At 72.9% G+C, this 22,902-nt stretch carries 20 protein-coding genes; 12 read left to right on the forward strand and 8 right to left on the reverse strand.

All coding sequences use genetic code 11. The features are described 5' to 3' along the window. The first annotated feature begins 1 nt into the window (after window position 1). Both pucD and ACIPPM_RS01995 read left to right on the forward strand, forming a co-directional pair. Window positions 2-2,395, forward strand: coding sequence for a xanthine dehydrogenase subunit D (gene pucD / locus ACIPPM_RS01990; protein WP_401442005.1), 2,394 nt, complete (start codon window positions 2-4; stop codon window positions 2,393-2,395). 25 nt (window positions 2,396-2,420) lie between these two features. Next, the gene (locus tag ACIPPM_RS01995) at window positions 2,421-3,560 is read left to right on the forward strand and encodes an XdhC family protein (RefSeq protein ID WP_401442007.1); all 1,140 of its coding nucleotides are present in this window, start codon (window positions 2,421-2,423) and stop codon (window positions 3,558-3,560) included. Between the two features lie 75 nt (window positions 3,561-3,635). On the opposite strand, the gene ACIPPM_RS02000 is transcribed toward ACIPPM_RS01995, so the two are convergent. From ACIPPM_RS02000 to ACIPPM_RS02015, 4 genes are all read right to left on the reverse strand, one after another. Continuing rightward, window positions 3,636-4,076: an SRPBCC family protein gene (locus tag ACIPPM_RS02000; protein ID WP_389002434.1), complete on the reverse strand. Its 441-nt coding sequence runs from the start codon at window positions 4,074-4,076 to the stop codon at window positions 3,636-3,638. Between the two features lie 233 nt (window positions 4,077-4,309). Next, window positions 4,310-5,101, reverse strand: a complete 792-nt coding sequence (locus ACIPPM_RS02005; protein ID WP_401442009.1) for a S1 family peptidase — start codon at window positions 5,099-5,101, stop codon at window positions 4,310-4,312. A 237-nt stretch (window positions 5,102-5,338) separates the two neighbouring features. Then, a complete protein-coding gene (locus ACIPPM_RS02010; protein ID WP_401442011.1) occupies window positions 5,339-8,176 on the reverse strand; it encodes an ATP-binding protein in 2,838 nt (945 codons plus the stop codon). 184 nt (window positions 8,177-8,360) lie between these two features. Continuing rightward, on the reverse strand, window positions 8,361-9,194 hold the full coding sequence (locus ACIPPM_RS02015) for a LuxR C-terminal-related transcriptional regulator (protein ID WP_401442013.1): 834 nt from the start codon (window positions 9,192-9,194) through the stop codon (window positions 8,361-8,363). A 147-nt stretch (window positions 9,195-9,341) separates the two neighbouring features. Here ACIPPM_RS02015 and ACIPPM_RS02020 point away from each other — a divergent pair, with 147 nt between their 5' ends. Next, on the forward strand, window positions 9,342-11,015 hold the full coding sequence (locus tag ACIPPM_RS02020; protein WP_401442015.1) for an AMP-binding protein: 1,674 nt from the start codon (window positions 9,342-9,344) through the stop codon (window positions 11,013-11,015). Then, complete coding sequence (locus ACIPPM_RS02025; RefSeq protein ID WP_401442017.1) at window positions 11,012-12,616, forward strand: AMP-binding protein; 1,605 nt, start codon at window positions 11,012-11,014, stop codon at window positions 12,614-12,616. Before ACIPPM_RS02020 ends, ACIPPM_RS02025 begins: the two co-directional genes overlap by 4 nt. A 218-nt stretch (window positions 12,617-12,834) precedes the next feature. Here ACIPPM_RS02025 and ACIPPM_RS02030 read toward each other — a convergent pair whose 3' ends face one another. Continuing rightward, on the reverse strand, window positions 12,835-13,068 hold the full coding sequence (locus ACIPPM_RS02030) for a hypothetical protein (RefSeq protein ID WP_393592076.1): 234 nt from the start codon (window positions 13,066-13,068) through the stop codon (window positions 12,835-12,837). Window positions 13,069-13,292: 224 nt separating this feature from the next. Between ACIPPM_RS02030 and ACIPPM_RS02035 the strand changes: the two genes are divergently transcribed. The 7 genes from ACIPPM_RS02035 (at window position 13,293) to ACIPPM_RS02065 (ending at window position 19,744) form a co-directional block, all read left to right on the forward strand. Beyond that, on the forward strand, window positions 13,293-15,701 hold the full coding sequence (locus tag ACIPPM_RS02035; protein WP_401442020.1) for a GH92 family glycosyl hydrolase: 2,409 nt from the start codon (window positions 13,293-13,295) through the stop codon (window positions 15,699-15,701). A 79-nt stretch (window positions 15,702-15,780) separates the two neighbouring features. Beyond that, window positions 15,781-16,032 (forward strand): hypothetical protein, encoded by a 252-nt coding sequence (locus tag ACIPPM_RS02040; protein ID WP_135792424.1) that lies wholly within the window; start codon window positions 15,781-15,783, stop codon window positions 16,030-16,032. Window positions 16,033-16,079: 47 nt separating this feature from the next. Further along, window positions 16,080-16,391: a helix-turn-helix domain-containing protein gene (locus tag ACIPPM_RS02045; protein WP_401444122.1), complete on the forward strand. Its 312-nt coding sequence runs from the start codon at window positions 16,080-16,082 to the stop codon at window positions 16,389-16,391. Window positions 16,392-16,532: 141 nt separating this feature from the next. Continuing rightward, entirely contained in the window at window positions 16,533-17,036 is a 504-nt protein-coding gene (gene uraD, locus ACIPPM_RS02050) for a 2-oxo-4-hydroxy-4-carboxy-5-ureidoimidazoline decarboxylase (protein ID WP_401442022.1), read from the forward strand. 14 nt (window positions 17,037-17,050) lie between these two features. Further along, window positions 17,051-17,395: a hydroxyisourate hydrolase gene (gene uraH, locus ACIPPM_RS02055; RefSeq protein ID WP_401442024.1), complete on the forward strand. Its 345-nt coding sequence runs from the start codon at window positions 17,051-17,053 to the stop codon at window positions 17,393-17,395. Between the two features lie 5 nt (window positions 17,396-17,400). Then, window positions 17,401-18,315 (forward strand): factor-independent urate hydroxylase, encoded by a 915-nt coding sequence (pucL, locus tag ACIPPM_RS02060; protein WP_401442026.1) that lies wholly within the window; start codon window positions 17,401-17,403, stop codon window positions 18,313-18,315. A 49-nt stretch (window positions 18,316-18,364) separates the two neighbouring features. Then, window positions 18,365-19,744 (forward strand): 8-oxoguanine deaminase, encoded by a 1,380-nt coding sequence (locus ACIPPM_RS02065; RefSeq protein WP_401442028.1) that lies wholly within the window; start codon window positions 18,365-18,367, stop codon window positions 19,742-19,744. Between the two features lie 23 nt (window positions 19,745-19,767). Here ACIPPM_RS02065 and ACIPPM_RS02070 read toward each other — a convergent pair whose 3' ends face one another. From ACIPPM_RS02070 to ACIPPM_RS02080, 3 genes are all read right to left on the reverse strand, one after another. Beyond that, complete coding sequence (locus ACIPPM_RS02070; protein ID WP_401442030.1) at window positions 19,768-20,190, reverse strand: acyl-CoA thioesterase; 423 nt, start codon at window positions 20,188-20,190, stop codon at window positions 19,768-19,770. A 51-nt stretch (window positions 20,191-20,241) separates the two neighbouring features. Next, on the reverse strand, window positions 20,242-20,853 hold the full coding sequence (locus ACIPPM_RS02075) for a hypothetical protein (RefSeq protein ID WP_401442032.1): 612 nt from the start codon (window positions 20,851-20,853) through the stop codon (window positions 20,242-20,244). Window positions 20,854-20,935: 82 nt separating this feature from the next. Next, complete coding sequence (locus ACIPPM_RS02080; RefSeq protein ID WP_401442034.1) at window positions 20,936-22,144, reverse strand: pyridoxal phosphate-dependent aminotransferase; 1,209 nt, start codon at window positions 22,142-22,144, stop codon at window positions 20,936-20,938. An 87-nt stretch (window positions 22,145-22,231) separates the two neighbouring features. Here ACIPPM_RS02080 and ACIPPM_RS02085 point away from each other — a divergent pair, with 87 nt between their 5' ends. Continuing rightward, the gene (locus tag ACIPPM_RS02085) at window positions 22,232-22,867 is read left to right on the forward strand and encodes a winged helix-turn-helix transcriptional regulator (protein WP_401442036.1); all 636 of its coding nucleotides are present in this window, start codon (window positions 22,232-22,234) and stop codon (window positions 22,865-22,867) included. Window positions 22,868-22,902 lie beyond the last annotated feature (35 nt).

Raw genomic sequence — 22,902 nt, forward strand, 5'->3', positions numbered from 1 at the left:
CATGCCCGTACCCGGACCGGCAGGCGTCCCCACGAAGATCACCCAGGGTGCCGGAACCGCGGGCGGCATCGGCGAGTCCACGCTGCGCCCCGACGGCATCCTCAAGGTCACCGGCGAGTTCGCCTACTCCTCCGACCTCTGGCACGAGGACATGCTCTGGGGCCACCTGCTGCGCTCCACCGTCGCCCACGCCGAGATCGTGAGCATCGACGTCTCCGAGGCCCTGGCCCTGCCCGGCGTGCACGCCGTCCTGACCTACGACGACCTGCCCGCCGACACCCGCACCTACGGCCTGGAGATCCAGGACACCCCGGTCCTCGCCCACGGCAAGGTCCGGCACCACGGCGAACCCGTCGCCGCCGTCGCCGCCGACCACCCCGAGACCGCCCGCCGGGCCGCCGCCAAGATCCGCGTCGAATACCGCGAACTGCCCGTCATCACCGACGAGTTCTCCGCCACCGCCCCCGACGCCGTCCTGGTCCACGAGGACCGCGACGACCACCACGCGCCCTACGTCGACCACCCCAACATCCTGCACCGCCAGCCCATCGTGCGCGGCGACGCGGCCGCGGCCGCCGCGCGGGCCGACGTGATCGTGCGCGGCGAGTACACCTTCGGCATGCAGGACCAGGCGTTCCTCGGTCCCGAGTCCGGGCTCGCCGTGCCCGAGGAGGACGGCGGGGTCCACCTCTACATCGCCACCCAGTGGCTCCACTCCGACCTGCGCCAGATCGCCCCCGTCCTGGGCCTGCCCGAGGACAAGGTGCGGATGACGCTGGCCGGGGTCGGCGGCGCGTTCGGCGGCCGCGAGGACCTGTCGATGCAGATCCACGCCTGCCTGCTGGCCCTGCGCACCGGCAAGCCCGTGAAGATCGTCTACGACCGTTTCGAGTCCTTCTTCGGCCATGTCCACCGCCACCCCGCCAAGCTGACCTACGAGCACGGCGCGACCCGCGACGGCCTGCTCACCCATGTGAAGTGCCGGATCGTCCTGGACGGCGGCGCCTACGCCTCCGCCTCCCCGGCCGTCGTCGGCAACGCCGCCTCCCTCGGCATCGGCCCGTACAACGTGGACGACGTCGACATCGAGGCCGTCGCGCTCTACACCAACAACCCGCCCTGCGGGGCGATGCGCGGCTTCGGCGCGGTCCAGGCGTGCTTCGCCTACGAGGCCCAGATGGACAAGCTGGCCAGGGAACTCGGCCTGGACCCGGTGGAGTTCAGGCAGCGCAACGCGATGGAGCAGGGCAGCACCCTGCCCACCGGACAGGTGGTCGACTCGCCCGCGCCGGTGGCCGAACTCCTGCGCCGCGTCAAGGCGATGCCCATGCCGCCCGAGCGCCAGTGGGAGTCCAGCGAGGGCGCCGACGTACGGCAGTTGCCCGGCGGCCTCTCCAACACCACGCACGGCGAAGGGGTGGTGCGCGGGGTCGGGTACGCGGTCGGCATCAAGAACGTCGGTTTCTCCGAGGGGTTCGACGACTACTCCACGGCCAAGGTCCGCATGGAGGTCGTCGCCGGGGAGCCGGTCGCCGTCGTGCACACCGCGATGGCGGAGGTCGGCCAGGGCGGGGTCACCGTGCACGCGCAGATCGCCCGCACCGAACTCGGCGTGGAGAAGGTCACCATCCAGCCCGCCGACACCCGTGTGGGCAGCGCCGGTTCGACCTCCGCCTCCCGGCAGACGTACGTCACCGGCGGCGCCGTCCGCAACGCCTGCGCGCTGGTGCGGGAGCGGGTGCTGGAGATCGGGCGCCGCAAGTTCGGTACGTACCACCCCGCCTGGGCCACCGCCGAACTCCTGCTGGAGCGCGGCAAGGTGGTCACCGATGGGGGTGAGGTGCTGGCCGGCCTCGCCGAGGTGCTGGAGGGGGAGAGCGTCGAGATCGAGCGGGAGTGGCGGCACCGGCCGACCCAGCCCTTCGACCGGCGCACCGGCCAGGGCAACGGCCATGTGCAGTACTCCTTCGCCGCGCACCGTGCCGTGGTCGAGGTCGACACCGAGCTGGGCCTGGTCAAGGTGGTCGAGCTGGCCTGTGCCCAGGACGTCGGCAAGGCCCTCAACCCGCTCTCCGTGCTCGGCCAGATCCAGGGCGGCACCGTGCAGGGCCTCGGGGTCGCGGTGATGGAAGAGATCCTTGTGGACCCGGTGACGGCGAAGGTGCGCAACCCGTCCTTCACCGACTACCTGATCCCGACCATCCTCGACACCCCGGTCATCCCGGTCGACATCCTCGAACTCGCCGACCACCACGCCCCCTACGGGCTGCGGGGCGTCGGCGAGGCCCCCACCCTGTCGTCCACCCCGGCGGTGCTCGCCGCCATCCGCGCCGCGACCGGACTCGAACTGAACCGCACCCCGGTCCGGCCCGAGCACCTCACCGGCACGGCATGAGAGCGATGCGTCAGGAGGCCGTCGGATGCTGGACATCGCCGAGGAACTGAACGCGTGGGCCACCGAGGGCCGGGACTTCGCGGTCGCCACCGTGGTCGCCGTCACCGGCAGCGCCCCACGCAGCCCCGGCGCCGCCCTCGCGGTCGACACCGAGGGCCGGGTCGTCGGCTCGGTCTCCGGGGGCTGTGTGGAGGGCGCGGTGTACGAGCTGTGCCAACAGGCCCTGGTGGACGGCAGGCCCGTGCTGGAGCGCTTCGGCTACGACGACGAGGACGGCCTCGGCGTGGGGCTGACCTGCGGCGGAACCATCGACGTGCTGGTGGTCCCGGTCCGCGCCGACAGCCGTCACCGCCCGGTGCTGGCCGCCGCGCTGGCCGCCGCTTCCAGTGGCCGGGCCGTAGCACTCGCCCGGATCACGGCGGGCCCGCCCGACCTGCTAGGCGGCGCCCTGCTCGTCCAGAGCGACGGCACCCCGTACGGCGGCTTCGGCGGCCACCCGGACCTCGACCGTACGATCGCCGCCGAGGCCGCCGCCTTCCTGGACACGGGCCGCACCGGCACCGTGGAGGTGGGTGCGCGCGGCGCACGCTGCGGCTCCCCGGTCACCGTCCTGATCGAGTCCGCCGTCCCACCGCCCCGGATGATCGTGTTCGGCGCCGTCGATTTCGCGGCCGCGCTGGTCCGCGTCGGCAAGTTCCTCGGCCACCACGTCACGGTGTGCGACGCCCGGCCGGTGTTCACCACCCGCGCCCGGTTCCCCGAGGCCGACGAGGTGATCGTCGACTGGCCGCACCGCTACCTGGAGCGCACCGCGACCGACGCCCGCACGGTGCTGTGCGTCCTCACCCACGACCCCAAGTTCGACGTACCGCTGCTCCGGCTGGCCCTCGGTCTGCCCGTCGCCTACGTCGGCGCGATGGGCTCCCGGCGCACCCACCTCGACCGGCTGGAGCGGCTGCGCGAGGCGGGCGTCACGGACCGCCAACTGGCCCGGCTGCGCTCGCCGATCGGGCTCGACCTCGGCGCCCGCACCCCGGAGGAGACGGCCCTGTCCATCGCGGCGGAGATCGTCGCCGCCCGGCGCGGCGGCACCGGCATCTCCCTGACCGGCGCCCACACCCCGATCCACCGCGACCTCCCCGTCCGGGTGGGCTCGCTCGCCTGAGCGCGCGCGAAAGCCGTTCCGGCCCGTGCTCGCACGACGGGACGGTCGCGGTCACGGGCCGTACGGACCGACCGCTCACTCGCGCCGGAGCAGCCCGTTCACCGCGCGCCCGAACATGGACTGGGCGGCGCCCGTCACCGCGCCGTCGAAGGCGCGCGGCAGGAACGACACGCGCAGCTCCTCCCGCCACAGCACGCGGGTCCGTCCGCCGGGCCCCGGCCGTACCTCGATCTCCGCCCAGCCGAGGACCACCCGGCCCCGCTTCTCCAGTCGGCACAGCCCCGGCTCGTCGTCCAGCGGCGGACACCACACGGTGACCTCCATCGGATCGTCGAAGACCAGCGGGCCCACCCCCGAACGGGCCAGGATGCGGGTGCCCACCCCGGTCGGCGGGGGCGTCGTCACCGTCATCCGGGTGAGCGGCACCACGTCGCCGTGCCGGGGCCAGTCGGTGAGTCGGCGCCACGCCTCGTCGAGCGAGAGCGGGACGGTGCGTTCGAGCGTGAAGAGGGACACGCCACGATCGTAGGTAATCGCCGTCCGCCACCTGGAGGTTCACCCCGGCGGGTCACCTGCCCGGCGGATGGACCGGAGTGCCACCGGCGCACGCGGGACCGCGTGCGCCCATGGGCGCGCCCCCGGGGGGTGTCCCCTGGGGGCGTTGGATAGGGAGGCGCTGCGGACCGCTCGTGGAGGCTCGCAGCGCCCCCCTGGTCAGGCACCCGAGCGTGCTCGGGAAATCTTCCGGGTCACGAGTTGACCTGCGCGGTCACCAGGCTGGAGAAGGTGGTCAGCCGGGTGTAGACCCCCGGGTAACCGGCCTCCGCGCAGCCCTCGCCCCAGGAAGTGATCCCTGCCAGGACGCCCCCGATGATCAGGGGACCGCCGCTGTCGCCCTGGCAGGTGTCGACGCCGCCGGAGGTGAGTCCGGCGCAGACCATGTCGGACTGGACGAAGTCCGAACCGTAGGAGCTGCGGCAGCTGGAGTCGGACACGGTGGGCACCGTCGCGGTCCGCAGCTGGTTGGAGGAGCCGCCGTTCTCCGAGGTGGTGCCCCAGCCGAGGATGCGGGCCGTGGTCCCGGCCGCGTAGACACTCGTCTGGGAGGAGGAGACGTAGGACACCGGGGTGTACGGCATCGACGTCGACAGGGTCAGCACGGCCACGTCGTCGCCGTTGGTGGCGTCCGTGTAGTCCGGGTTGATCCAGATCTTGCTGACGCGGCTCACCGTGCCGTTGGTGCCGTTCAGATAGGTGCGGCCACCGACCACCCGGACGCTGCTCGTCGACTCGCCGACCATGCAGTGCGCCGCCGTGACCACCTTCTTGGCGGACACCAGGGTGCCGCCGCAGAACTGGCTGCCGGACGCGTCCGTGATCTGCATGACGTACGGGTACGCGGTCGTGGTGGTGGTCGTGCCGCCCACGATGGGCTGGGGCGCGGCGCTCGCCGCGGGGGCGGCCACGAGCGCGGTCGCCGCGGCGGCGGCGGTCGCCAGCACGGTCACGGCGGTCTTTCTGGCACGTCTGAGCCCGAACATGAGTCTCCTCAGGTGGGGTTGCCGGTGGGGGTCGCGCGGGTGTGGGGGGTGGTGCACGGGGACGGGGCACCCCCGACTCCGGTGGAGCGGAGAGCGGAAGGAACCCGAACCCGTGTGCCCGGCGAGCGGCACGCCCCTCACGCTAGGACCCGGAACTGCCGCCTCCCAATGAGGGAACCCCCTAGGGGGTCAGGGGAGGGAAAACCCTCGGTCCGGCTCAGTTAACCGGGCGTGCCGTCACTTCGCGCGGCGACCTGCGGCCAATCGGACGATGTCCACCCGTGAGCGGATACCCAGCTTCCGGTAGACCCGGGTCAGGGTCGCCTCCACCGTCTTCACGCTCACGAACAGCCGTGCGGCTATCTCCCGGTTGGTGGCGCCCTCCATCACCAGCGCGGCCACCTGACGCTCCATCGCGGCCAGCCCCGCCAGCGCGTCCAGCGCCTCCGGGGCGTCCGGCGCCGGAACCGGCTGCGCGGGCTCGGGCGCGGTACGGGCCTCGTCCACCTGGCGCAGCCAGGGCAGCGCCCGGCAGCGCCGGAACAGCCGGGTCGCCTCGTCGTACGCCGTGCCCCTGCGGCGGGCGCCCTCGGGGGAGCGGGCGCGGAGCTGGGCCAGGGCGAACGCGGCGCGGGCCGCCTCCAGACCGTAGCCCAGCTCGATGAGCCGGTCCTGAGCGGACGTCAACCGGGTCAGCGCCCCCTCCCGGTCGCCGCGGGCCGCCCGCACCACGGCCTCCGCCCGGTCCAGGACGGCGAGCACGCTCGCCCGGCCGAGCCGCTCGGCATGCCGGCGGCTGGTGTCGATGAGGTCCTGCGCCTCGGCCGGTTCACCGATCCGGACCAGCGCCTCCGCGAGATCGCCGTGCCAGCGGCCGCGCGCCGGGTCGGTGATGCCGAGGTCCTGCTCCAGAAGGCGTACCCGGCGCAGCGAACGGACCGTGCCCGCCGCGTCCCCGGCCACCAGCTGGGCGTACCCGAGCGCGGCGAGCGCCCGCGACAGGTACATCTGGTCGCCGTCCTGCTCGGCCTGCTGCACCGCCTCGTGGGCCAGCGCCAGCCCCCGTTCCACGTCCCCGCCGGACGCCTCGGCCAGCGAGGTCAGCATCGCGGACGCGGTCTCCCCGATCCCCGAGTCCCGCGCCAGCCGCAGCCCCTCGCGGGCCACCTCCAGGGCGCGCCCGCAGTTCCCGGCGTGCAGTTCGGTCTCCGCGAGCCCGCGCAGGAAGTGCACCTCGCTCTCCACCGAGCCGCGCCGCCGCACCTCGCCCAGCAGCGCGGTCACCGTGCCGCGCGCCTCGGCCAGCCGGTCGCCCATGACCAGCCAGCGGAACCGGGCGCTGCCCGCGCCGTTGTGATGGCAGGCCACCGAGGCGTCCTGCGGCTCGCGCAGGGCCCGCTTGATGGTGCGGGGCGCCTCCGGATGGCCCATCAGGGTCTCCGTCTGCGCCTGGAAGGCGAGCGCCAGCAGCTCGGTGCGCCGGTCGCCGCCGTGCTCGGCCAGCGCCGCCGCGTGCGCGGCCGCCGTACGGGCCTCGGTGAAGTCGCCCTGCACGATGAGCGCGCGCCAGGCGAGCTGGTAGTTGACCAGGGCCAGCAGCCGGGGGTCCTGCCCGGCGTCCGCGAGCGCCTGCGGGAAGACGGCGTCGACCTCGGCCATGGTGTGCCCGGCGGTGTCGATGACGACGATCCAGGCCCGCACCCGTTCGGCGGGCACGGCGGTCCGGCTCAGCACCTCGTGCGCGATGTCCCGGGCGAGATCGACCTCGCCCGCGGTGATCGCGTCCTCGGCGGCCGTGAGCCGCCGCTCCTCCGCGCCGGGCACGCCGTCGGCCGGGGTACGGCGCGCGGCCAGCAGCCCCAGCTGGGCGGCGACGGAGGGCGCGCCCCGGTCGCGGGCGAGGGTCGCGGCCCCGGCGAGCTTCGCCGCCACCTCGGGGTCGGTACCGGTGGTGGCGAGCGCCAGGTGCCGGGCGCGTTCGATCGGGTCGGAGGCGGCGGTGGACAGCGCGGCGTGGGCGGCCCGCCGCTCCGGCGCGGGGGCCTCGGCGTACAGGGCGGCGGAGATCAGGGGGTGCGCGAACCGTACGGCCGGGGCCTCCGGCTCGGTGGCGAGCAGGCCGAGTTCGGCGGCCTGGGCACACTCGGCCTCGGCGTTCTCCCGCCCGGCCGCGTGCAGCAGGGCCGGGGTGGGGCGGGCGCCCGCACTGGCCACCAGCAGGGTGCGGCGGGCCTCCACCGAGAGCATGTCCAGCCTGCTGAGCACCAGGGCGCGCAGCGAGGTCGGCACCGGCAGCGGCTCGCCGGGGCGGGGCGGGGTCGGGCTGTCGGCGAGCGCGCGGCTCAGCTCCAGCGCGAACAGCGGGTTGCCGCCGCTGGTGCGGTGGATCTCGCGGACCGTGGACCGGGGCAGCGCGCCGTGCCCCCGGTGGTCGAGCAGCCGGGCCACCTGGGCGCGGTTGAGCGGGCCCAGCCGTACGGCGGCCGTGTCGGGCGGGCAGGCGCGCAGCTGGCGGTCGTACTCCTGGCTCTCCGGGCCCTCGGTGCGTACCGCGCACAGCAGTTGCACCGGGGTGCCCTCCAGGCGGCGGGCGGCGAAGCCGAGCAGCTCGGCGCTGGCCGGGTCCAGCCACTGAAGGTCGTCGGCGACGACCAGGACCGGGCCGCGGGCGGCGAGGGCGCGCAGCGCGGAGAGCACCGCCAGCCGCAGCGCGAGTCCGTCGCGCTGGAGGCTGGACTCGCCCCGGCCGGTGAGCGCCGATTCCAGCGCGGTCAGCTGGGCCGAGGGGAGGTGGGGCGCGATCTCGTCCAGGACCAGCCCGAGGAGGTCGGCCAGGGCGAGGAAGGGCAGATGCGATTCGGACTCGGTCGCCGAGCAGCGCAACACGGTGTGCGCGGTGGCGCCGTATTCCTCGGCCAATGCCCGCAGGAAGGTCGATTTCCCTATTCCGGCCGGGCCGTGCACCAGCACACTGCCGCCCGAGGCGAGCTGTTCCTTCGCGTCGGCGAACAGTTCCTCGCGGCCGATGAGCAGGTCGGGGCGGCATCGGGCAGGCTCCTGGAAGTCCCGTCGCACGGTTCGCCCGCTCCCCTCGTGTGTCGTGTCCGGGCCAAATTCTAGGCAACGGAGGGCGGAATTCGTCGAGAAGTCGTCGTGAGGGAAATAACAGCCCGTCAAGCATCCGGAAATTCAAAGCGGTCCTATGTGAATGGCATGTTTCGGCGGCGCTTGCCAGAGACCGGAGTGTCCGGTTCCGACCCTAGGGGAGGACCCCGGCCCGACGAGCCGCCGTCACCGCCTCCCCCCGGGTGTGCGCGCCCAGCTTCCGCATCGCCGCGCGCAGATAGCCCTTCACCGTCTCCGGGCGCAGGCCCAGCCGGTCGGCGACGGCCGCGTTGGTCGCGCCCGTCGCCACCCAGGTCAGCACGTCCAGCTCGCGCGGCGCCAGCGCCGGGCTCCCGCCCGCGGAGGGCGCGGTCAGCAGGTCGCAGGCCGCGAGCAGTTCGGCCCGCAAGTCCGGGTCCGTGATGCGCGGGGCCAGCGCCCGCAGCGCCGCATGCGCCTCCCGTACGTGCTCCCGCCCCGCCCCCGGCTCCGGTACGGCCGCCGCGGCGGGCCGGAGCGCGGCCAGCAGCCCCCGCGCCTCGTCCCGTACCGCGAGCGCCCGCTCGACCTCCCGGGCCGCCGCCACCGCCCCGTCCAGCGCCCGGTCGCCCAGCGGCTGAGCGGTGCGCAGCGCGCCGTAGAGCACCCCGCGCACGCGGTGCCGCACCACCAGCGGCACCGCGCACACCGAGCGCAGGCCCTCGGCGGCCACCGGGGCGTCGTACTCGTGGCTGATCCGCCGGGAGCCGACGTAGTCCGGCACCGCGCAGGCCCGGCCCAGCGCCACCGCCCGGCCGCCGAGCCCGGTGCCGGAGATCACCACCAGCGAGCGCAGCGCGCCGGTCGCGGTGCCGCTCAGCTCGCTGATCCGGATCTGCGCGGCGCCGGGGCCGACCGCTCCACCGAACGCGACCGGCAGCCCCGTCGCACGCCGCAGCCCGGCCAGCGCGCCCCGAATCTCCGCCGTCGCCACGGCATCTGCTGCCACCTTCTCGCTCCTTCGTGCCGCCACCCCCGTTCGGGGGTGGTGAGACCCGCATCACGGATTAGACGATGGGGGAGAGCCGCCCGGCAATGGTCCGGGACGCGGGAGTGCGCCCGGTGGTGGACGACCGCGGCAGCGAGGAGGAGACGGATGACGACCCCGACGGAGCTGTTCCGCAGCGCCCGCGATTTCCTGCTGGAGCACCGGGAGGACTACCAGGCCGCCTACGAGGGCTTCCGCTGGCCCGAGTTCGAGCACTTCAACTGGGCGCTGGACTGGTTCGACGTGATCGCGGACGGCAACGACCGCACCGCCCTGCACATCGTCGAGGAGGACGGCACCGAGACCCGGCTCTCCTTCGCCGAACTGTCCGACCGCTCGGACCGCGTCGCCAGTCACCTCCGGGCACTCGGCGTCGGCGCCGGGGACCGGGTCCTCGTCATGCTCGGCAACCAGGCCGAGCTGTGGGAGACCATGCTCGCCGCGATGAAGCTGCGTGCCGTCGTCATCCCGGCCACCCCGCTGCTCGGCCCCGCCGACCTGCGCGACCGGGTCGACCGCGGCGAGGTCGCGCACGTCATCGCGCGCGCCGAGGACACCGCGAAGTTCGACGAGGTCCCCGGCACCTACACCCGGATCTCGGTCGGCGGCCTGCCCGAGGAGGCGTGGGAGCCGTACGAGGACGCCTACGCGCTCCCCGCCGAGTTCCTCCCCGACGGGCCGACCCTCGCCGCCGACCCGCTGATGCTGTACTTCACCTCCGGGACGACCGCCCGCCCCAAGCTGGTCGAGCACACCCACACCTCGTACCCGGTCGGCCATCTCGCCACCCTGTACTGGATCGGGCTGAAGCCCGGCGACGTGCACCTCAACATCTCCTCGCCCGGCTGGGCCAAGCACGCCTGGTCCAACCTGTTCGCACCCTGGAACGCCGAGGCGACCGTCTTCGTCGTCAACTACTCCCGCTTCGACGCCGCCCGGCTGATGGCCGAGATGGACCGGGCCCACGTCACCACCTTCTGCGCGCCGCCCACCGTGTGGCGGATGCTCATCCAGGCCGACCTCACCCAGCTCGCCACCCCGCCCCGCGAAGCCGTCGCCGCCGGGGAACCGCTCAACCCCGAGGTGGTCGAACAGGTCCGCCGGGCCTGGGGCGTCACCGTACGGGACGGCTTCGGGCAGACGGAGACCGCCGTGCAGATCTCCAACAGCCCCGGCCAGGAGCTGCGTTCCGGCTCCATGGGACGGCCCAGCCCCGGCTACCGCGTCGAACTCCTCGACCCGGTCACCGGCGCGCCCGGCGCCACCGAGGGCGAGATCGCGCTCGACCTCACCGCCCGCCCCGTCGGCCTGATGACCGGCTACCACGGCGACCCCGACCGCACCGCCGAGGCGATGGCCGACGGCTACTACCGCACCGGCGACATCGGCTCCCGCGACGAAGACGGATATGTCTTCTATACCGGGCGAAGTGATGACGTCTTCAAGGCCAGCGACTACAAGATCAGCCCCTTCGAGCTGGAGAGCGCGCTGCTGGAGCACGAGGCGGTGGCCGAGGCGGCCGTCGTCCCCGCGCCCGACGAACTCCGGCTCGCGGTACCGAAGGCGTACGTCGTCCTCGCCGAGGGCTGGGAGCCCGGACCCGGCACCGCCAAGGTGCTCTTCGAGCACTCCCGCGAGGTGCTCGCGCCCTACAAACGGCTGCGCAGGCTGGAGTTCGGGCCGCTGCCCAAGACCGTGTCCGGCAAGATCCGCCGTATCGAGCTGCGCGAGGCCACGGCCGCGGGCTCGGCGGACGAGTACCGCGAGGAGGACTTCCGGTGACCCTCTCCTACGCGCACGGCACCGGCACCACCGCCCTGCTCGGCGACACCATCGGCGCCAACCTGGCCCGCACGGCCGCCACTTGGCCCGACCGGGAGGCCCTGGTCGACGTCCCCGCCGGGCGCCGCTGGACCTACGCCGAGTTCGCCGCCGACGTCGAGCGGCTGGCCCGCGCGCTGCTCGCCTGCGGGGTGGCCAAGGGCGACCGGGTGGGCGTCTGGGCGGTCAACCGCGCGGAATGGGTGCTCGTCCAGTACGCCACCGCGCAGGTCGGCGCGATCATGGTCAACGTCAACCCGGCCTACCGCACCCACGAGGTCGAGTACGTCCTCCGCCAGGCCGGGGTCTCCCTGCTGTTCGCCTCCACCGAGCACAAGGGCAGCGACTACCGGGCGATGGTGGAAGAAGTCCGGCCTTCTGTACCTGAGTTGAAGCGGACGGTGTACTTCGGCGACCCGAGCTGGGACGAGTTCACGGCACTCGGCACCGAGGTCCTCGTAGAGCAACTGCGCTCCCGCGAGAACGAGTTGTCCTGCGACGACCCGATCAACATCCAGTACACCTCGGGCACGACCGGCTTCCCGAAGGGCGCCACCCTCTCCCACCACAACATCCTCAACAACGGCTTCTTCGTCGGCGAGTTGGTCGCCTACACCGAGCAGGACCGGATCTGCGTACCCGTCCCCTTCTACCACTGCTTCGGCATGGTGATGGGCAACCTCGCGGCCACCTCGCACGGCGCCTGCATCGTCATCCCGGCCCCGTCCTTCGAGCCCGCGGCCACCCTGGACGCCGTCCAGCGGGAGCGCTGCACCTCGCTGTACGGGGTGCCCACGATGTTCATCGCCGAGCTGAACCTCCCCGGGTTCGCCGAGTACGACCTCTCCACCCTGCGCACCGGCATCATGGCGGGCTCGCCCTGCCCGGTGGAGGTGATGAAGCGGGTGGTCGCCGAGATGCACATGGCCGAGGTGTCCATCTGCTACGGCATGACGGAGACCTCACCCGTCTCCCTCCAGACCCGCGTGGAGGACGACCTCGAGCACCGCACCGGCACCGTCGGCCGCGTCCTGCCCCATCTGGAGGTCAAGGTGATCGACCCGGCCACCGGCAACACCGTGCCGCGCGGCGAGGCCGGCGAGCTGTGCACCCGTGGCTACAGCGTCATGCTCGGCTACTGGGAGGAGCCCACGAAGACCGCCGAGGCCATCGACACCGGTCGCTGGATGCACACGGGCGACCTCGCCGTCATGCGGGAGGACGGCTATGTGGAGATCGTCGGCCGCATCAAGGACATGATCATCCGGGGTGGCGAGAACATCTACCCGCGCGAGATCGAGGAGTTCCTCTACGCCCACCCGAAGATCCGGGACGTGCAGGTGGTCGGCGTACCGCACGAGCGCTACGGCGAGGAGGTCCTCGCCTGCGTCATCCCGCTCGACCCGGCCGACCCGCTCACCCTGGAGGAACTGCGCGCCTTCTGCCGGGACCGGCTGGCCCACTACAAGATCCCGAGCAGGCTCCAGCTCCTGGACGCCTTCCCCATGACGGTGTCGGGCAAGGTGCGCAAGGTCGAGCTGCGCCGGAGCCACGGCTCCTGACGTGCTCGTGGGGCGCGGTCACCCCCGTGGCCTGACGGCCGGACCGCGCCCCACAAGTCCCCCGTGCGCAAGACCCGCCACCCCCGTCCCGGCGGGACCTCGCACCCTCAATCTGCCCGTTTCCGGAGCCGGTTGAAGCCTTTCGGGCGGTCTTCAGAGGTTGATTTGAGGTTGACTCCCGGCGCCGGGAGCCCGGCGGCCCGGGCCGACCGGACGCCTCACAGCTCGTGCTCGGACAGTCCCGGCCAGTCGTCCGGGCCGCCGCCCAGCCAGTCGATCAGGTCGCTCTCCTCGACCTCGATACGGTCCAGGTCGGCCAGCCGGAGGATCTCGATCACATCGTCCAGGTGGGAGGCGAGGCCGAGGGTGACCTCGCCCTCGGTGACCCGGCGTGAGCCGTCGAGGGCCGGGGGGTGGACCACGATGTGCGGATGCCATGTCGGATCGGCCATGGGTTCAGCGTCCTGCGGATCGTGCGGCGCCGCTACTCGGCCATGGGCGAGGGGCCGGGTGGAGTGGGACGGGGCCGAGTTCGCCCAGGTTCCAGGAGGGAGCGGGCCGGGGCCGAGAGTTCGCCCAGGTTTCACCGATCGTGGCCCCCGCCCTCTTCCCCCGCACCGGCCGTGCTTCTAGCCTCGCGGCGCCCCTGTCCTCCACGGAAAGGCAGACCCGACGCATGCGCCACGCCCTCCTACGCGCCGCGAGACGGCTCGGCACGAGATCGGCCGTCACGGCCGTCACCACCGCGCTCGCCGTGGCGGCCCCCTTCCCGGCCCTCGCGGCGAGCGGCCCGGAGCGGCTGTCGTCGCTGGTGGACCCGCTGATCGGCTCCGCGAACGGCGGCAACACCTTCCCCGGCGCCACCCTGCCCCAGGGCATGATCGCCTGGTCGCCCACCAGCACCACCGGCGACCAGACCAGCACGGGCGCGGCCAACGGGTACGCCTACAACACCACCCGGATACGCGGCCTCAGCCTCACCCATGTCAACGGCGCGGGCTGCAATCCCGGCGCGGCGGGCGACATCCCGGTCATGCCGTTCACCGGTGCCATCACCACCTCCCCGTCCGCCGACACCAAGGACGCCGTCTACGCGGCGGACTTCTCCCACGCCGACGAGAAGGCCGTACCCGGCCGCTACACCCTCGGCCTCGCCTCCGGCGCCTCGGCCGACCTCGCGGTGAGCAGGCGGGCCGGGGTCGCCGACTTCACCTTCCCCGCCGACCGCCCGGCGAGCCTGCTCTTCCGCGTGTCCAACTCGCTCAACGGCAGCGAGGACGCGCACATCGACATCGACGCCGCCCACCGCAAGGTGACCGGCTGGGTGCTGACCGGCGCGTTCTGCGGCCGCCGCGCCAACGGCGGGACCAACAACCGCAAGAGCTACTACCGGCTGCACTTCAGCGCCACCTTCGACCGCGCCTTCGCCACCACCGGCACCTGGCACGACGGCACCCTGTCGCCCGGCTCCACCACGGCCTCCGGCGGCGAGGGCTACGCCACCGGCGCCGACCGCGCCGGACGCGGCTCCGGTGGCTGGGTCGGCTTCGACCCGGCGGCTGACAACGATGTCCACATGCGGATCGGCATCTCCTACGTCAGCCTCGCGGGCGCCGAGGCCAACCTCCGCCACGAGATCTCCGCGCGGGCGAGCGTCGCCGACGTGGCCGAGGCGGGGGCGCGGGACTGGGACCGCGAGCTGAGCACCGTACGCGCCGAGGGCGGGAGCCCGGCCCGGCGTACCGCGTTCTATACGGCGCTCTACCACTCCCTGATGCAGCCCAACCTGATCAGCGACACCGACGGCCGCTACTGGGGCATGGACCAGGCCGTGCACTGGCTGGCGCGCGGGCAGCGGGCGCAGTACAGCAACTTCTCCGGCTGGGACCAGTACCGGGCGCAGATCCAGTTGCTCGCGCTGCTGCGGCCCACGGTGGCGGGCGACTTCGCGCAGTCGCTGTACAACTTCGCCCGGCAGAACGGCGGGGTCTGGGACCGCTGGGTGCACATCAGCGGCGCCACCCATGTGATGACCGGCGACCCGTCCGCTGCCACCCTGGCCACCTTCTACGCCATGGGCGTACGGAACTTCGACTACCGGGGTGCCTACGCCTCCCTGGTCCGCCAGGCCACCGTCCCCACCCCGGACGACCTCTCCGACGCGGGCTGCCCCGGCCAGTGCGAGGGTCAACGCCCGAACCTGGCCCAGTACTTGGTCTCGCACTACGCACCCCAGGACGCCTGCCACTGCTGGGGCGGGGCGGCGGAGACCCTGGAGGACGCGGTCGCGGACTTCTCCCTCGCCCGGTGGACCAGGCAGCTCGGCCGGGACGAGGACGCACAGGTCTTCACCGACCGCGCGGCCTACTGGCGCAACGTCTTCAACCCCGGCACCGGCTACATCCAGGCCCGCAAACTCGACGGCACCTGGGTCACCCCCTTCAACCCGGCGAGCGACCTCGGGTTCGCGCAGGGCACCAGCGCCACCTACACCTGGATGGTGCCGCACGACGTCCAGGGCCTCGCCGACGCGATGGGCGGCCGGAGCGCCGCCGCGACCCGGCTCGACGGCTTCTTCCACACCCCGGACGGCTCCTGGTCCGTACGCGGCGGCGACCCCCTGCGCTACGACCCCACCAACGAGCCCGGCATCCACGCCCCCTGGCTCTACAACGCGCTCGGGCAGCCCTGGAAGACCCAGGCGACCGTGCGCCAGATCCTCGACACCGTCTACGGCACCGGCCCCACCGGCCTCCCCGGCAACGACGACCTCGGCACCATGTCCGCCTGGTACGTCTTCTCCGCCCTCGGCCTCTACCCGCAGACCCCCGGCAGCGCCACCCTGCTGCTCGGCACCCCGGTGTTCCCGAAGGCGACCGTCGACCGGCCGGGCCGCACCGACCTCGTCATCACCGCCCCCGAGGCCGACGACACCCACGTCTTCATCGGCGCCGTACGCCGTGACGGGCACCCGGTGACCCGCTCCTGGCTCACCTCGGCCGAGGCGCGCGACGGCGGACGGCTGGACTTCACCCTGACCACCGCACCCGACACCGACTGGGCGACGGGAGACCTGCCGGAGTGATCCCCCTCCGGCCCCGCGGGGAGCGCCCCCGCGGGGCCGACCGGGGCTAAGGTCGTACGACCTAGACCTGGGGGCACAGTTGAGACTGCGAGTGGAGTTCACCACCGAACCCTTCGACCTGGACGTCCCGCCCGCGCACGCCGTGGCGGCCCGCGAGGTGGTCGAGGGCGGCGGCCTGGACACCGTGGACGTCGGGCCCTTCGGCACCATGGCCGAGGGCGGCGCGGACGGCGTGCTCAGCGCCGTGGACGCGCTGCTGCGGCGGAGCCTGGAAGCCGGGGCGACCCGGATATCCCTCCAGGTCAACGTGGTCGGGGAGGGCGGTAGGTGACCGCCGAGGAGCCCTTCCTCGCGGCCGTGCGACCCCTTGTCGACGCCATGGGCGGGGAGTTGCTCCCGCCGGGCGAGGCGGGCCCCGACGACGTGGTGCTGGCCTGGGAGGGCGCCGATGTCGTCGCCGTACGGCTGCCGCAGCTCGCGGAGTCCCTCGACCACATCCTCACCGCGCTGGAGCGCCGGGAGGGGCGGCCGCTGGCCGAGCTGGACCGCAAGGCCAAGCAGGAGATCGTCCGGACGCTGGAGGCGCGGGGCGCCTTCACGGTGCGACACGGGGTGGAGACGGTGGCGGGGGCGCTCGGCGTCAGCCGGTTCACCATCTACAACTACCTGCACCGGGAGAAGGGCCGCTGAGGGGAAGGGCGCCGGGTCCGGGCGGCCGTCCGGGGCAGGTAACCCAGAATTTTCAACAAAGTGTTGACGTGCCGTCGCCGTGAGGCGTTAGCTGACGGCACCCCGTCCGGCACGACGGCCCTCGCGGCCACGGAGGCGCCCGTGACATCGCCCGCCACCCCCCTGGGCCTGGCCCGGTTCAACGCCCTCGGGGACGAGGCCGCGCTCGCCGCCCTCACCGAGGTGTGCGCCTCCGCCGCCTGGGCCCGCCTGCTCCTCGTCGCCCGCCCGTACGCCACCCCGGACGACCTGTACCTCGCCGCCGACGCGGCCCTCGCCGGACTCGGCGCCGACGACCTGGCCGAGGCCATGGCGGGCCACCCCCCGATCGGCCGCCCGAAACCCGGCGACCCCGCCTCCACGCGGGAGCAGCGCGGCATGGCGGACGCCTCCGACGCCCTGCGCGCCGAGATGCTCGAACTGAACCTCGCCTACCAGGACCGCTTCGGCCATGTCTTCCTGATCTGCGCCACCGGCCTGTCCGCCGAGCAGCTGCGGGACGCCCTGATCGAGCGGCTCGGCAACACGCCGGAGCGGGAACGGGAGACCGCCCGCGCCGAACTGGGCAGGATCAACCGCATCCGCCTCGCCCGACTCGTCGCCTGAAGGACGCCCGCACCATGACCACCACCGCCTCCGTGTCCACCCACATCCTGGACACCTCCCTCGGCCGCCCCGCCCAGGGCGTCACCGTCCACCTCTCGGCCCGCACCGGCTCCGGCGCCGACTGGCAGCCCCTCGGCGAGGGAGCCACCGACGCCGACGGCCGCTGCCGCGATCTGCCGACCCCGCCCGAGGGAACCGCGCAGGTACGGCTCGACTTCGCCGTGGAGCCGTACCTGGCTGAGCGAGGGGACGCGTTCTTCCCGGAGGTGACCGTCACCTTCGCCGTCCGGGCCGGGGAGCACTACCACGTCCCGCTGCTGCTCAGCCCGTTCGGCTACTCCGTATACCGAGGGAGCTAGCACCCATGGCAGAAACGTCCCGCCCGGCCGGGCCCGCGGTCCTGGCACAGAACCAGTACGGCAAGGCCGAGAACCGGGTCGTCCGGATCACGCGCGACGGCGCCACCCACCACATCAAGGACCTCAACGTCTCGGTCACCCTCGGCGGCGACATGGACGACGTCCACTACTCCGGCTCCAACGCCCACGTGCTGCCGACCGACACCACCAAGAACACGGTGTACGCGTTCGCCCAGCGATACGGCATCGAGTCCGCCGAGCAGTTCGGCATCCACCTCGCCCGGCACTTCGTCACCTCCCAGGAGGCGATCCGCACCGCCCGCATCCGGATCGAGGAGTACGCCTGGGACCGGATCGGCGCGGAGGACGGCGGCCACTCCTTCGTCCGCAAGGGCCAGGAGGTCCGGCACGCCCAGGTCTCCTACGACGGCACCTCCTGGCAGGTGATCTCCGGACTGGGCGACCTGGTGGTGCTGAACTCCACCGACTCCGAGTTCTGGGGCTACGCCAAGGACGAGTACACCACCCTCCCCGAGGCGTACGACCGCGTCCTGGCCACCGAGGTGAACGCCCGCTGGCGGTACGGCTGGACCGGCGACGGCGACGCCCCCGACTGGGACGCCTCCTACACCGAGACCCGGCGCCACCTGCTGGAAGCCTTCGCCGGGACCTACTCGTACTCCCTCCAGCAGACCCTGTACGAGATGGGCGCGCGGGTGATCGGGGAGCGGGCCGAGGTCGACGAGATCCGGCTCTCCCTGCCGAACAAGCACCACTTCCTGGCCGACCTCACGCCCTTCGGGCTGACCAACGACAACGAGGTGTACCTCGCCGCCGACCGGCCCTACGGCCTGATCGAGGCGACCGTCCTCCGCGAGGGCCGCGAGGCGGCGATCCCGGTGGACCTCACCAACCTCTGAGCAACCTCTGAGCAACCTCCGCGAGACCTCTGAGAGCGAAGGACGAACCGTGGCAGCAGCCGAGCGCATCGTCATCGAGAACTGCGCGATCGCCACCGTGGACGCCGATGACACCGAGTACGCCACGGGACACCTCGTCCTCTCCGGCGACCGGATCGAGACGGTCGGCGCGGGCCCGGCCCCCGAGGGGCTGACCGGTGTCACCCGCCGGATCGACGCCACCGGCCACCTGGCCACCCCCGGCCTGGTCAACACCCACCACCACTTCTACCAGTGGCTCACCCGGGGTCTGGCCACCGACCACAACCTCTTCGACTGGCTGGTGGCCCTCTACCCGACCTGGGCGCGCATCGACGAGGACATGGTGTCCGCGGGCGCGCGGGGGTCGCTGGCGATGATGGCCCGTGGCGGCGTCACCACCGCCATGGACCACCACTACGTCTACCCGCGCGGCACCGGAGACCTGTCCGGCGCCATCGTCCGCGCCGCCCGCGACACCGGCGTCCGCTTCACCCTGGCCCGCGGCTCGATGGACCGGGGCGAGTCGGACGGCGGGCTGCCGCCGGACTTCGCGGTGGAGAGCCTGGACGAGGCGCTGGCCGCCACCGAGGCCACCGTCCGCGCACACCACGACTCCTCCTTCGGCGCGCTGACCCAGGTCGCGATCGCACCCTGCTCGCCCTTCTCCGTCTCCACCGAACTGATGAAGCAGGGAGCGGAGTTGGCGCGGCGGCTGGGGGTGCGGCTGCACACCCACGGCTCGGAGACGGTGGAGGAGGAGAAGTTCTGCCACGAGCTGTTCGGTATGGGCCCGACCGAGTACTTCGAGTCCACCGGCTGGCTGGGGGAGGACGTGTGGATGGCGCACTGCGTCCACATGACCGACTCCGACATCGACGCCTTCGCCCGCACCGGCACGGGTGTCGCCCACTGCCCGTCGTCCAACGCCCGGCTGGCGGCCGGGATCGCGCGGGTGCCGGACCTGCTGACGGCGGGCGTACCGGTCGGCCTGGGCGTCGACGGCACGGCCTCCAACGAGTCCGGCGAACTCCACACCGAGCTGCGCAACGCGCTCCTCCTGAACCGCCTCGGCCCGCACCGGGAATCCGCGCTCACCACCCGCCAGGCCCTCCGCCTCGGCACCTACGGCGGCGCCCAGGTCCTCGGCCGCGCCCGCGAGATCGGCTCCCTGGAACCCGGCAAGCTCGCCGACCTCGTCCTGTGGCGCATGGACACCCTGGCCCACGCCTCCATCGCCGACCCGGTGGCCGCCCTGGTGCTCGGCGCTCCCGCCCCGGTCACGGCCTCCTTCGTCGGCGGGCGGCAGATCGTGGCGGACAGTGCGCTGCTGCACGTGGACGAGGAGCGCCTCGCCCGCACGACCCGCGAACAGGCCCGCCGGCTCGCCCGGATCGCCGCCGGGGACTGATCAGGGGGCTCCCGGCCCCGTGCTCACAGACCGAACAGGGCCGGGTCCGAGGCGAGCTTCCGGAAGTGCTCCCGAGGGTCCGGCACCAGCTTGCGGGCCGTCAGGTCCATCAGGCCACCGACCGAGGTGATCTCGGCGGCCAGGGTGCCGTCCGTCTTGCCGACCGTCTGCTCGATCCGGAACGTCTTGCCCTCGCCCCACAGGAAGGAGCAGGTCACGACGATCTCGTCGCCCGCGAGGAGTTCACGGCGGTAGCGGATCGTCGTCTCCAGGGCGACCGGTCCCACACCCCCGCCGACCAGCCCGGCCTGACTGATGCCCGCCGCCCGCAGCAGTGACCAGCGAGCGTGCTCCGCGTAGTTGATGTAGACGCTCTGGTTCACATGGCCCTGCGTGTCGGTCTCGTACCCGCGGACGGTGATCCGGACGGAAAACGGCTCGCTCACTGCTTCCCCTTCGTACGCTCCTGGTCCAGCCCCCCGATCTTGGCATGTCCGTCACACTCGACGTGGGGAAGCGAGGAGATGACGGGTCTTGGTACGTGCCTCGGTGTGTTCGCCGCACTGCCAGCCCGCCCCCTCCAGGGTCGCCGCGTACTCTCCGAGCGCCGGGCCGTACACCGCGACCGCCTCCGGCTGCGGGGTCGCCCGGACGCGGTAGCCGGGGGTGTCCGCGGACTCCGGCCGGTGACCGGCCGCCTCCAGGGCGAGGGCGGCGGCCCGCACCAGGTGGGTGCGTTCCCAGCCGCACGGGCGGTCGGTGGCGCCGTCCTGGTTGGTCATCCGGCGCAGCTCCAGCAGACCCTGCCAGGCGTCACGTATCTCACGCGTCCGGCGCGGGCCGGGCGGGGCCTCCTCCGCGCCGCCGACCCGCGCGGCGAAGACACCGCCGGGCTCGGGAGCGGCGGGAGCGGCGGGCTCCGGCTCGGCCTCGCGGAGGCGGTGGCCCGCCGGGGTCAGGAAGTGGTCGTGGGGCGGGCGGGGGTGCCGGAAGGCGAGGCCGAGGCGGACCAGCGCGGCGAGCTGGGCGTCCGTGCCGCGCAGTCGCCCGGTGTCGGGGTCGGCACCCTCGACGACGCGCCGCTGGGCGGCGGTGGGCGGTCGTGCCATCGCGCTGCTCCCTCCGGGTCCGCTGCTGGTCCCCTTCTCGTCCTCGAAGCGTACGACCGGGCACTGACAACGCCCGGCGGAGCTACTGCCGGTACCCGCTCAGGAAGCGTCCGATCCGGCCGATGGCCGCCTCCAGATCGTCCGCGTGGGGCAGCGTGAGGATGCGGAAGTGGTCGGGAGTGGGCCAGTTGAAGCCGGTGCCCTGGACGACCTGGATCTTCTCGCGGAGCAGCAGGTCGAGGACGAACTTCTCGTCGTCGTGGATCTTGTGCACCTTGGGATCGAGGCGCGGGAACGCGTACAGCGCGCCCTTGGGGCGGACGCAGGAGACGCCGGGGATCTCGTTCAGCTTCTCCCAGGCCACGTTCCGCTGCTCGTACAACCGGCCGCCCGGCGCGGTGAGTTCGTGGATGGTCTGGCGGCCGCCGAGCGCGGCCTGGATGGCGTACTGGGCGGGCGCGTTCGGGCACAGCCGCATGGAGGCCAGCATGGTCAGGCCCTCCAGATAGCTCTTCGCGTGCTGCTTGGGCCCGGTGACCACCAGCCAGCCGGAGCGGAAACCCGCCACCCGGTAGGTCTTGGAGAGGCCGCAGAAGGTGAGGACGACGAGGTCGGGGGCGAGGGAGGCGGCCGAGTGGTGGACGGCGTCGTCGTAGAGGATCTGGTCGTAGATCTCGTCCGCGAACACCATCAGGCCGTGGCGGCGGGCCAGGTCCAGGATGCCCTCGACGACCTCCTTCGGATACACCGCGCCGGTCGGGTTGTTCGGGTTGATGATGACCACGGCCTTGGTGCGGTCGGTGATCTTCGACGCCATGTCGGCCAGGTCGGGTGCCCAGTCGGCCTGCTCGTCGCACAGGTAGTGCACGGCCTTGCCACCGGCCAGCGTGGTGACCGCCGTCCAGAGCGGGAAGTCCGGAGCCGGGATGAGGACCTCGTCGCCGTCCTCCACCAGCGCGGTCACGGCCATGGACACCAGCTCGGAGACGCCGTTGCCCAGGAACACGTCGTCGACGTCCACCTCCAGGCCGAGGGTCTGGTAGCGCTGGGCCACCGCCCGGCGGGCCGAGAGGACACCGCGCGAGTCGGTGTAGCCGTGGGCGCGGGGGAGCATCCGGATCATGTCCTGGGTGATCTCCTCCGGCGCCTCGAAACCGAAGAGCGCCGGGTTGCCGGTGTTCAGGCGCAGCACACTGTGCCCCGCCTCCTCCAGCGCGTCCGCGTGCTGGATCACCGGACCGCGGATCTCGTAGCAGACCTCGCTGAGCTTGTTCGACTGCCGGAACTCCATGCGCCGCAACCCCTCCGCCAACGTGTGTTGCTTGGTTTTACCAAGTAGGAGCTTGGAAAGTCCAACAACATGTCTAGACTGCGTCGCATGCCACCTCGCCGACGCTACGACCAGTACTGTTCCGCGGCCCGCGCCCTCGACCTCGTCGGGGACCGCTGGACCCTGCTGATCGTCCGGGAGTTGCTGGCCGGACCCCGCCGCTACACCGACCTGCACGCGGACCTCCCCGGCGTGAGCACGGACGTCCTCGCCTCCCGGCTCAAGGACATGGAGCGCGACGGAGTCACCGCCCGGCGCAAGCTGCCCCCGCCCGGCGCGGCCTACGTCTACGAACTCACCCCGCGCGGCCGGGCCTTGCTGCCCGTGCTGCACGCCCTGGGGGAGTGGGGGAGCCCCGAGCTGGCGGAGCTGCGGCCGACCGACGCGGTGCGCGCCCACTGGTCGGCGCTGCCGCTGCTGGCGGCGCTGAGCGCGGCGGAGGCAGGGCCCGGCGTGGCCGAAGTCAGCACGGAGGAAGGCGAGTTCCATCTCTACGTGGGCGCGGAGGACGGTCCGGTGTACGGGCACGGACCGGCGCCGACGGCCCCGGACGCCCGGCTGGTGATGGACGCGGCGACCTGTGCGGAGGTGTGCCGGGGCGAGTCCGCGATCACGGAGGCGGTGCGGGCGGGGCGGGTCACGGTGACCGGTGACGGGGCCCTCGCGAAGGCGCTGCGGAAATGACGAAGGCCCGCCGTCTCCGGCGGGCCTTCGTCCGG

The sequence above is a fragment of the Streptomyces sp. NPDC090119 genome (assembly GCF_044747085.1).
Lineage (GTDB): Bacteria > Actinomycetota > Actinomycetes > Streptomycetales > Streptomycetaceae > Streptomyces.